9 protein-coding genes and 1 pseudogene are annotated in these 10,223 nt (G+C 70.1%); 7 read left to right on the forward strand and 3 right to left on the reverse strand.

Features of this window, described 5'->3' with window-relative positions; genetic code table 11:
* The 5 genes and pseudogenes from MJ785_RS05145 to MJ785_RS05165 form a co-directional block, all read left to right on the forward strand.
* Window positions 1-941, forward strand: a 941-nt coding sequence (locus tag MJ785_RS05145) for a hypothetical protein (RefSeq protein WP_239380113.1), incomplete at its 5' end; no start/stop codon positions are given.
* Between the two features lie 5 nt (window positions 942-946).
* The gene (locus MJ785_RS05150) at window positions 947-1,588 is read left to right on the forward strand and encodes a DUF4129 domain-containing protein (protein WP_239308149.1); all 642 of its coding nucleotides are present in this window, start codon (window positions 947-949) and stop codon (window positions 1,586-1,588) included.
* The gene (locus tag MJ785_RS05155; protein WP_239380114.1) at window positions 1,585-2,871 is read left to right on the forward strand and encodes a DUF4350 domain-containing protein; all 1,287 of its coding nucleotides are present in this window, start codon (window positions 1,585-1,587) and stop codon (window positions 2,869-2,871) included. Before MJ785_RS05150 ends, MJ785_RS05155 begins: the two co-directional genes overlap by 4 nt.
* 134 nt (window positions 2,872-3,005) lie before the next feature.
* Entirely contained in the window at window positions 3,006-4,007 is a 1,002-nt protein-coding gene (locus MJ785_RS05160) for a MoxR family ATPase (protein ID WP_239380122.1), read from the forward strand.
* A gap of 68 nt (window positions 4,008-4,075) precedes the next feature.
* A pseudogene (locus MJ785_RS05165) lies at window positions 4,076-5,370 on the forward strand (DUF58 domain-containing protein).
* Between the two features lie 137 nt (window positions 5,371-5,507).
* Here MJ785_RS05165 and MJ785_RS05175 read toward each other — a convergent pair.
* Window positions 5,508-6,515, reverse strand: coding sequence for a stage II sporulation protein M (locus tag MJ785_RS05175; protein ID WP_239308147.1), 1,008 nt, complete (start codon window positions 6,513-6,515; stop codon window positions 5,508-5,510).
* Between the two features lie 240 nt (window positions 6,516-6,755).
* On the opposite strand from MJ785_RS05175, the gene MJ785_RS05180 reads away from it, so the two are divergent.
* A complete protein-coding gene (locus MJ785_RS05180) occupies window positions 6,756-7,754 on the forward strand; it encodes an RDD family protein (RefSeq protein WP_239380117.1) in 999 nt (332 codons plus the stop codon).
* A gap of 166 nt (window positions 7,755-7,920) precedes the next feature.
* Here the strand turns inward: MJ785_RS05180 and ahcY are convergent, their stop codons facing one another.
* Window positions 7,921-9,192, reverse strand: a complete 1,272-nt coding sequence (gene ahcY, locus MJ785_RS05185; protein WP_239308145.1) for an adenosylhomocysteinase — start codon at window positions 9,190-9,192, stop codon at window positions 7,921-7,923.
* A gap of 146 nt (window positions 9,193-9,338) precedes the next feature.
* On the opposite strand from ahcY, the gene MJ785_RS05190 reads away from it, so the two are divergent.
* The gene (locus MJ785_RS05190; RefSeq protein WP_239308144.1) at window positions 9,339-9,758 is read left to right on the forward strand and encodes a MerR family transcriptional regulator; all 420 of its coding nucleotides are present in this window, start codon (window positions 9,339-9,341) and stop codon (window positions 9,756-9,758) included.
* Window positions 9,759-9,799: 41 nt separating this feature from the next.
* On the opposite strand, the gene MJ785_RS05195 is transcribed toward MJ785_RS05190, so the two are convergent.
* Complete coding sequence (locus MJ785_RS05195) at window positions 9,800-10,003, reverse strand: hypothetical protein (RefSeq protein ID WP_239308143.1); 204 nt, start codon at window positions 10,001-10,003, stop codon at window positions 9,800-9,802.
* Window positions 10,004-10,223 lie beyond the last annotated feature (220 nt).

A 10,223-nucleotide genomic window follows, 5' to 3' on the forward strand; every position in this document is an offset into this window, starting at 1 on the left:
AGCAACCGCCGCCAACCGGATGGGGCCAGCCACAGCCCCCACCCGGTTGGAACCAGCAACCGCCAGGCGATGCTGGCCAGTACGGACCAGGACAGCCCGGATCATGGCATCAGGCCGAAAAGCCGGGGATCATCCCGCTGCGCCCGCTCGCGGTCGGCGAGATCCTTGACGGTGCCTTCACCGCGGTGCGCCGCAACCCCGGGGCGACCGTCGGGCTGACCATCGCCGCAACCGCCGTGGTCCAGATCATCAGTACCCTGCTGACCGCCTGGAGCCAGCGGACGTCCACCGCGGCTGAGGGCTTCGCCACAGCCGTGACCTTCGTGCTCTACGGCGTTCTCGCCATCGTCCTGGCCGGGATGCTGAGCGCGGTGGTCAGCGAGGCCGTCCTGGGTGGCAGGATGAGCGCCGGAGAGGCTCTGCGGCGCATCCAGCCTCGGCTCGGAGGGCTGATCGGCCTGTCGATCGCGGTAGGTCTCCTGACCGTGCTCGGGCTCATCGGGCTGTTTGTCGGCGCCATCTTCGTCATGGTCGCGCTCTGCATGGCGACTCCCGCCTTCGTTCTCGAGGGCGGTAGCATCTCGACAGCCCTGCGGCGTTCGTGGACGCTGGTCCGCGGCACGTGGTGGCGGACCTTCGGAATCCTGCTGCTCGCCGAGATCATGGTCGGGATCCTCACGGCCATCCTCCTGATCCCTCTTGCCGTGATCATCGCTGTCGGCGGCGGTTCCCTGACCGATCCGTCCAACGGCACGCTGACGGCACTCGGTCTCCTCCTCACCGCCGTCATGAACATCGCGGCCAGAGCTGTGACCACGCCCATCAGCGCGGGGGTCATCGTGCTGCTGTACATCGACCGCCGCATCCGGCTGGAGGGGCTGGACGTGACGCTCGTCCAGACGGTGCGGGAGCGCGCGACGAACGACCGGAGGTACGAGTAGACGTCATGGTCGGGCCAACGGTCACCCATGACGGGGCGGCGGGCGAAGCCCGCCGTGAGCTTTCCAGGACGATCTATCACGAGGCCGGCCCGGGATGGTCCGAGCGCGTGCTGAACTGGATCGGCGATCGGCTGACCGACCTGTGGACCAGCGCCACACAGCCGTCGGGACGCGGGCTTGGCATAGCGGCGATCGTGATCGTGGCGGCCCTGGCCGCGGGCGTCGTGTGGCTGCGCCTCGGCCCGGTCCGACGGCGCTCGCGGACGGACCCGGACGATCTTTCTCTCAGCAGCCCGCTGTCCGCCGCCACGCTGCGCGCCGAAGCCGACGGCCTCGCGCTCGCGGGCGCGTTCGCCGAAGCGGTGCGGTCACGGCTGCGGGCAATCGTGCGGATGTTGGAGGAGACCGGAGTGCTACAGCCCCGGCCAGGGCGTACCGCGGGCGAACTCGTCGCCGAGGTCGCCCGGATAGACGCCGGGAGCACGCCCGCGCTGGCCGCCGCGGTGACCGTGTTCAGCGAGATCTGGTATGGCGCGCTCGACGCGTCCGAAGCTTCCTACCGGCTCGTCGTCCGGGCGGATGAGGCGCTCACCGGCATGCGCCCACGCCCGGTGGGTCAGGCCGCACGCGGTGCGGTGCCGGTGTGACCGCCACCGCGCTACCTGCCAGGCCCGATCCGCGGGCGGTCCGCCGTGGTGTCCGGATCGGCGCCGTCCTGGCGCTGCTTGTCGTCGCCTACGCGGCGGCGTCCGCCATGATCGAAAAATCCAGCGATCGCCCGCTCGATCCGGCGTCGGCCGCACCAGGCGGGACCAGAGCACTGGCCGAGATCCTGCGGGCGCGCGGCGTCGGCGTCACGGTGAGCGATGATCCTGTCGCGGCCACGGCGGCTGCCCGCGACACCACGATCGTGATGCGCTATCCCGAACGTGTCAGCCCTGCCACCCTCGACGCCCTCACCGCGGTGGTCGGCCGTGGCGGTGACGTACTGCTCCTCGAGCCGACCACCGCGGTCCTCAACAACCTGGATCTGCCGCTGGCCAACACCGGCGGTGTGCCGGCCGCGGCGCGTGCGCCAGAATGCCAGCTGCCCGAGGCCGTGGTGGCACGGGCCGCCGTCGTGGGCGGCGGATCGGGCTTCCGGGTCACTCAACCGGACGCCACCGGTGTGACAGCCTGTTACCCAGTGCGTTCGGCCGCGACCCTGGTCGTGCTGGAACAGCCGGTCCGTACCGCCTCGGGAGCCCCGGCCGGACGGTTCGTCGTGTCCGGCAGCGCCGAGTTCATGACCAACAAGCAGCTGGCAAAGGAGGGCGACGCGGCACTTGCGATCGGGTTGCTCAACCGGCACCCGGGCGTGACATGGGTGCTCCCGCGTCCGGGCGGACCAGGCTCGGTGGCCGCCAGGAGCAGCCTGGCGGACCTGCTTCCCGACCGGGTCGTGCTCGGCTGCCTGCAGATCGCCTTCGCCGTGGTCGTCCTCGCGTTGTGGCGGGGACGCAGGCTCGGGCCACCGGTGGCCGAACCGCTGCCGGTCGTGGTACGAGCGGCTGAGACCGTCGAGGGGCGAGGACGGCTCTACGCGGCGGGGAAGGCACGGGAGCTGGCCGCGGCGGCGCTGCGGGCGGGGCTGCGGGCACGCCTGGCCGAACGGCTCGGGCTGGCGACCCGGCCCCGCCCGGCAGCCTGGCGGGAACCGGCGGCGGCGCATCCCGAACCGGATCCGGACACGCTCGTGATCTCGGTTGCCGACCGGACCGGGCAGCCACCAGTAGAAATCAGGTCACTCCTGTACGGTTCCGGGATGAGTCATCCCATGGCCGCGGCCACCGGCATGTCCCAGCCGGCGCGCACATCGGTTACGGATCACGAACTGGTGGAGCTGGCGCAGCGGCTCGACGCGCTGGACAGGCAGGTGATGACACAGTGAGCGCGCCCGGGACAGCCAGCGACAGCGATGCCGTGGCAGCGGCCGCGGCGCGGACACCAGCTCGGAAAGAGGCGGCCACCGGGGCACCGGTGGCCGAACCGCGCCTGTATCCCGGCCGACCGGCAGCCCAGGCGCTGCCGGACCGGGGCACCTCGGACGATCCCGAAGACGATTCCGAAGACGATCCCGAATCGGCCCGCCAGGCGTTGATTGCGTTACGGGACGAGGTGGGCAAGGCGGTCGTCGGCCAGGACGCCGCTGTCAGCGGCCTTGTCGTGGCACTGCTCTGCCGCGGGCACGCGCTGCTCGAAGGCGTCCCGGGGGTTGCCAAGACCCTGCTGGTCCGGGCGCTTGCCACAGCGCTTTCCCTCGAGACCAAACGGCTGCAGTTCACCCCCGACCTGATGCCGGGAGACGTCACCGGATCGCTGGTCTATGACACGGCCACGTCCCGGTTCACCTTCCGGGAAGGGCCGGTGTTCACGAACCTGCTGCTCGCGGACGAAATCAACAGGACACCACCGAAGACTCAGGCCGCGTTGCTGGAGGCGATGGAGGAACGCCAGGTCAGCGTCGAAGGGGCACCACGGCGGCTGCCGGTGCCGTTCACGGTCATCGCCACCCAGAACCCGATCGAGCACGAGGGCACGTACGCGCTCCCGGAAGCGCAGCTCGACCGTTTCCTGCTCAAGCTCACCGTGCCGCTGCCGCAACGGGACGACGAGATCAGGCTGCTGGCCCAGCACGCCGCCGGCTTCGACCCGTCCGATCTGGCGGCGGCCGGGATCCGGCCGGTCGCCGGGCCGTCCCAGCTGGCGGTCGCCCGCGACGCGGTCCGCGCCGTCCAGATCCGGTCGGAGGTCCTCGGCTACATCGTCGATCTGGCCCGGGCGACGCGGGCCGCGCCCGCCGTCCAGCTCGGGGCCTCCCCACGCGGCGCCACCGCCCTGCTGGCCACGACCCGGGCCTGGGCCTGGCTGTCCGGCCGCGGATACGCGACGCCGGACGACGTCAAAACGCTCGCCCGGCCGACCCTGCGGCACCGGATCGCGCTGCGTCCCGAAGCCGAGCTCGAGGGCGTCACCGCGGACAGCGTCATCAACCAGGTGCTCGCCACGGTGCCCGTACCGCGGTAGCGCGCTACCACCGAAGGGCACACGATCATGATCGTGCTCGGGTGCCCGGAGGCCCGAAGGAGTCCCAGGTGGCTGTCACCCGGCGGGCAACGGCGCTCGCCTTCGCGAGCGTATTGGCCGTTGTGTTCTCCCCCGCCCCGGGATGGACGTTGCTGCTGGCCAATGGCCTGTTGATCGCCGCGATCGCGGTGGATCTCGCCCTTGCCGGCGGGGTGCGCACGCTGGTCTTCACCCGTTCCGGGCCAAGCACCGCACGGCTGGGAACGACGGTGCCACTTGTGCTGGCGGTGACGAACACCGGCCGCCGGACGGTCCGCGCCCAGGTCCGGGACGCATGGCCGCCCTCGTCAGGTGCCACGCCACGTGTCTGGCGGGTGACCGTTCCAACGGGGCAGCGACGATTCTGCGACCTGGTGCTGCGGCCCACCCGGCGGGGTGATCGTCACCCCTACCGGATAACCGTCCGCTCGTTGGGCCCCCTCGGTCTGGCTGGCCGACAGGGACGGCATGCCGCGCCCTGGCGGCTGCGGGTGCTGCCGCCGTTCACCTCCCGCCGCCACCTGCCCGCCGCCTTGGCCCGCCTGCGGGAGATCGAGGGTGACGCCACGCTGCGCGGGGGCGGGCAAGGCTCGGAATTCGACAGCCTGCGCGACTACGTTCCAGGCGACGACGTACGGATGATCGACTGGCGGAGCAGCGCGCGGCGCGGCACCGTCGCGGTCAAGTCGTTTCGGCCGGAACGGGATCGCCGGGTCATCTGCCTCCTCGACACCGGGCGGACCAGCGCGGGCCGCATCGGTGACACCCCGCGCCTCGACCACGCGATGGACGCCGCCCTGCTGCTCGGCGCGGTGGCCGCCCGTGCCGGTGACCGGGTCAGCCTGATCGCCCATGACGCGCCGCCCGCGTCACGCTCCCCGCGGCTGGCGGCCCGAATCCGCTGGTCCGGATGAGCGCCGCGCTGGCGCTGGTGGAGCCCGTGCTCACCGAGACCGATCATCAGGCGATCGCCTCCTCGGTGCTGCGCATAGCCATCAGACGATCACTTGTCGTGCTGTTCACCGAACTCGTCCCGGCGGTGATCGAAGAAGGCCTGGTGCCGGCGCTGCCCGCGCTGACCGCCCGGCACACCGTCATCGTCGCGGCCGTGAGCGACCCACGCCTGGCCGAGCTCGCGGCCGGGCGCGGGGACGTCCGTGCGCTGTACTCCGCCGCCGCGGCCGAGCAGACGCTGCTCCAGCGGCGCCAGCTCACCGGCCTGCTCCGCGGGCACGGCGTTCAGGTCGTGGATGCCCCACCCGCGACCTACGCGTCCGCTGTCACCGACAGCTACCTGAGCCTGAAATCCGCCGGCCGCCTGTAGGAGCGCGTGTGAGATCGTCATTCCGGCTCACTGATCGAAAGCCCGATCTCACACACGCTCTAACAGATCACCAGAAGATCGACCGAGACGGCCCACGGAGCCCCGGTCAGCCCCGGTCAGCCAGTCACAAAGCCCGGTCAGACGGTCGGCGCAAGGTCGATGAGAAGATCCTTTTCCAGGTCGCCCGTCTCCCCCGCGGCCACGGCACGGCTGCCGTAGACAAGGACATAGCCGACGAACAGCGCGAGGGCGACGGCACCGATGGCGATCCGCACCCCGGCGGGCAGGGATGACGGCGTCACGAACGCCTCGATCAAGCCGCTCAACGCCAGCGCGACGGCCAGCCCGAGTGAGATCACGACGGCGGCCCTGCCTTCCATCGCCAGGGCCTCGGCCCGGCGGCGCGGACCCGGATCGATCATGGACCACCCCAGCCGCAGACCGACCGCCCCCGCGGTGAACACCACGGCCAGTTCCAGCAGCCCGTGCGGAAGGATCAGCGTGAAGAACTGTGTTGACTCACCGCAACTGGTCATGTAACCGCCGACAAGCCCCAGGTTGGTGGCATTGGCCAGCAGCACCGCCAGGGTCGGCAGGCCCGCCAACGCACCGAGCGCGATGGCCGAGGCGCTCACCCAGGCGTTGTTCGTCCACACGTGCGCGGCGAACGAAGCGGCGGGGTTCTCCGAGTAGTACCGGGCGAAATCCGTCCGGCACATGGCCGCCACCTCGTCCGGGGGGAGCAACCCGCTGTAGGCGGCCGGGGAGTTCAGCACCCACAGGCCCAGGGCGAGGGCAACCGCGAGTGAGCCCGCGCAGGTGGCGAGCACCCAGCCGCGGCGGGCGTACACCGCCGCCGGGAAGGTCACGGTGAAGAACCTGCCGACGACATGCCAGCCCGGGTCCCGCGCGCCCGTGACAACGGCTCGCGCCCGGGTCACCGTGCCACCGAGACGGTCGACCAGTATCGGGTCCGGACAGCGGCTACGGATCACCGACAGATGGGTCGCGGCCCGCTGGTAGAGATCCACCAGTTCGTCGAGCTCGACGCCGGACATACGGCGGGGCCGCGCCGCGCGCCTGACAAGATTTTCCAGGCGCGCCCATTCAGCGCGATGCAGACCGACATACGCGTCAAGATCCACAATCTTCCCGCCTCTCCACCGCCGCGCCACGCTCCATACCCGGACCGCAACGCTGCATCTGAATCACGGCCGTTACCGCGCGCACACCGGACGGGTGGGGACAGACTGGATCAGGATAACCGGCGCTTCCGCCGGAGTTGCATCACCCGGGATCCGGCAGGCTGCACAGATGCGCGGAGAGACCGACCACAGGACGGGAAAAACAATCATGTACGGAACGGCACGGACCACAGGTGCGGCTTGAGCCAGTTCATCACCGGCGAGGCCGTCACGATCGACCTTCGAGTCGCCCGGCTCGGCTCGCGGCTCATCGCCGGGATCGTCGACTTCAGCCTTCAGCTCACCGCTCTCATGATCATGGCTTGGGTTGCCTTCAGGATCGTGGCTCCTGACAACGACGCGCTCGCGGCCACCGTCTATCTGCTCGTTGTGATCACGGTACTGGTGGGTTACCCGGTGACAGCCGAGACCGTCTGGAAGGGCCGCACCCTCGGCAAGGCGGCCATGGGACTGCGTGTCGTGCGGGATGATGGCGGGCCGATCCGGTTCCGGCATGCCCTGGTCCGGGGCCTGATCGGCGCTGTGGTCGAACGGCCCGGAGCCCTGCTGGGGATCCCCGCCGTGATCAGCATGTTGATCTCGGAAAAATCCAGGCGGCTGGGCGACCTCCTGGCCGGAACGGTCGTCCTGCAGGAGCGGATCCCACGCGGCACCAGCGCGCCGGTGACGATGCCCCCGCAACTCGCCTACTGGGCGACCACGCTGGATCTGTCATCGGTCGAAGACGCCCTGGCACTCGCCATCCGCCAGTTCCTCGGGCGGGTCCAGGACCTCTCGCCCGCGGCTCGCGAGCGGATCGGCAGCCAACTCGCCGCATCCGTACGGGCGGTCGTCACCCCGCCGCCGCCACCGGATACGCCTGGCTGGGCGTACCTGTCCGCCGTCCTTGCCGAACGCACCGCGCGGGCGCGGCGGCGCTTCGCCGACGCCCCCGCGCCGTGGCAACCGGGAGCTGCGCCGTGGCAACCGGGAGCCTGGAACGCGGGTTCCCAGCATCCGGGCTATCAGCGCCCGACAGCGCCGGATCCACTCCGGCCGTGTCCGTATCCGTACCCGTATCTGCCGGAGGGCCAGCAGGTCCCACCGGGACAGGGACCCGAGGACCCCGCATCGTCTGCCACCCGGCTGATCGAGCCTGCTGACAAGCCGGCGCCCGGGCCCTTCGTCCCCCCGGCCTGATCCGCCGCCGGCATGGCTGACAGCGCCGGTCGGCGGAGACCCCGGTAGCGGTGTGCTACCGGGGCCGACGAGCCGGGGTACCCGTGCATCGCGAAGCGATGTGCGGGGAGCGATGACGCGAGGCGCCGGCAGACCCTGGACGAACTTCCGGCGGCGACCGCTAAGGTCAGGAACCGTGCTCCCAGGAGTTGAGGTAGGTCTCCTGGGCCGGGGTGAGGACGTCGATCGTGAGACCCATCGTCGCGAGCTTGAGCCGCGCGACTTCCTTGTCGATCTCAACCGGGACATCGTGGATCCCCGGGGCGAGGGATTGCCAGTTCCTGGTCAGCCATTCCGCGGTCAACGCCTGGTCCGCGAAGGACATGTCCATGACCGCGGCCGGATGTCCCTCGGCGGCTCCCAGGTTCACCAAGCGCCCCTCGGCGAGCAGGAGCAGGCGACGGCCATCGGCCAGGACGTACTCGTCGGTCTGGTGACGCACCCGGCGCGGGCCCGCGACCGCCAGGTCGGACAGGGCCGTGATGTCAATCTCGATGTCGAAGTGCCCCGAATTCGCGAAGATCGCCCCGTCCTTCATGGCCTCGAAATGCTCGCGGCGCAGGACGTCACGGTTACCGGTGACGGTGATGAACACATCTCCGATGGCGGCGGCCTCGATCATCGGCAGGACGCGGAAGCCGTCCATGGCCGCGTCCAGCGCCTTGGTCGGATCGATCTCGGTGACGATCACGTTCGCGCCCATGCCCTTGGCGCGCGAGGACACACCGCGGCCGCAGTACCCGTAGCCGGCAACCACGACGGTCTTGCCCGCAAGCAACGTGTTGGTAGCACGGAAGATCGCGTCCAGTGTTGACTGGCCGGTGCCGTACCGGTTGTCGAACATGTGCTTGGTGTCGGTGTCGTTGACCGCCACCATCGGGAAGCGCAGCGCGCCGTCCTTGGTCATCTGCCGTAGCCGGATAACCCCCGTGGTCGTCTCCTCGCACCCGCCGCGCACACCCGCGAGCAGCTCGGTTCGGGTGGTGTGCAAGGTGTTGACCAGGTCACAGCCGTCGTCGAAGACATAGTGCGGAGCGCCGTCGAGCGCGGCGTTGATATGCGCGTAGTAGCCGTCGCGGTCAACACCGTTACGGGCGAAGGTGGGGATACCGTACTCGGCGACCAGCGCGGCGGCGGTGTCGTCCTGTGTGGACAACGGGTTCGACGCGCACAGGGCGAGCTGGGCGCCACCAGCCGCGAGCGCCCGCATGAGGTTGGCCGTCTCGGTCGTCACATGCATACAGGCCGCGATCTTCGCACCTTGGAACGGCTGCTCGACAGCGAACCGGTCGCGAATCTGCCGGAGTACCGGCATGGCCCGGTCCGCCCACTCGATTCGGGTCTTGCCCTGCTGGGCCAAGGCGAGATCGGCTATGTCGTTCTTGGGCAGGTCCGCCATTGGGGTTCTCCTGTCAACGGTGCTGCGGGCGTCAGACAACGGGGAGCACACAAACGGTGATCGAACGTCGACCAGCAGCCTTCCGGTCACCCGCCCGCCCTGTCAAGTAAGCTGACTTTTTCTTGTCAAGATGACCGGTGGTAATCATGACCATACCAAAAGTGCTGGACGCCCCACGCATACTCGACACAATCCGGACTCGCGTGCGCCTGCGCCCCGGCGAGCGCCTGCCGATCACACGTGCGGCCGGCGTTCTCGAGACGACCGCGCGGATGCTGCGATACCGGGAGTCCCTGGGGCTGCTTGCGCCCTCGCGCTCCAGCGGCGGCCACCGCGAGTACGGCGAGCGCGACCTCGCCGCCGCCGCCTACGCGGACGAGCTGGAGCGGCATTACGGCGTCGGCCCGCGCGACCTGGCCTTCGCCCTGCGCGTCCTCGCCGATCCAGCGGTGGCCGCCGACGTACACCGACTGGGCCAGCTCGTCCACCGGCTCGCCTCCACGCCGGTCGAAGCCCTCGACTTCGACGCGCAAAAGGCGCGCCGCCTACTGCGGATCTCCCGTTGATCCATGCCCCTGTCGCCGGAGGCCCCGGAAGGCCCCCGCGCTCAGATGGGCGGCGTGAGCGGGCGGTAGCCGGTGGTCACGCAGTCCGGGCAGGCCGTCGTGGATCTGAGCTGGCACGGCTCACCACTCAGCCTGGCCACCTGAAGCAGCGTCACACACCCAAGGCCTTCACAGGTCGGACACAACATGTTGACCTCGCGGGTGACCGACTCGGGCCGGTCGCCCGCGGCTGGTTCAGCGCTCACCTGGCCCGCCCACCGAAATTACCGATATCGTTAGTATTGTCCGCCTCCACGCCGGCACGCAGTGGGCCGGCATACAGTGGTCCCGTGGCCACCGGACCACTGTATGGAACGCGGTTGCACGGAGCACGGTAAGCACAATCCGGATATGTGGGACCTTCCCCGCGGGCCTGGCAGGACGTGGGCTCGCCCATGCCGCCGCGCATGCACACGCACATCTCCG

It is taken from the genome of Protofrankia sp. CiT1 (assembly GCF_917627335.1).
In the GTDB taxonomy this organism is placed as follows: Bacteria; Actinomycetota; Actinomycetes; order Frankiales; family Frankiaceae; genus Protofrankia.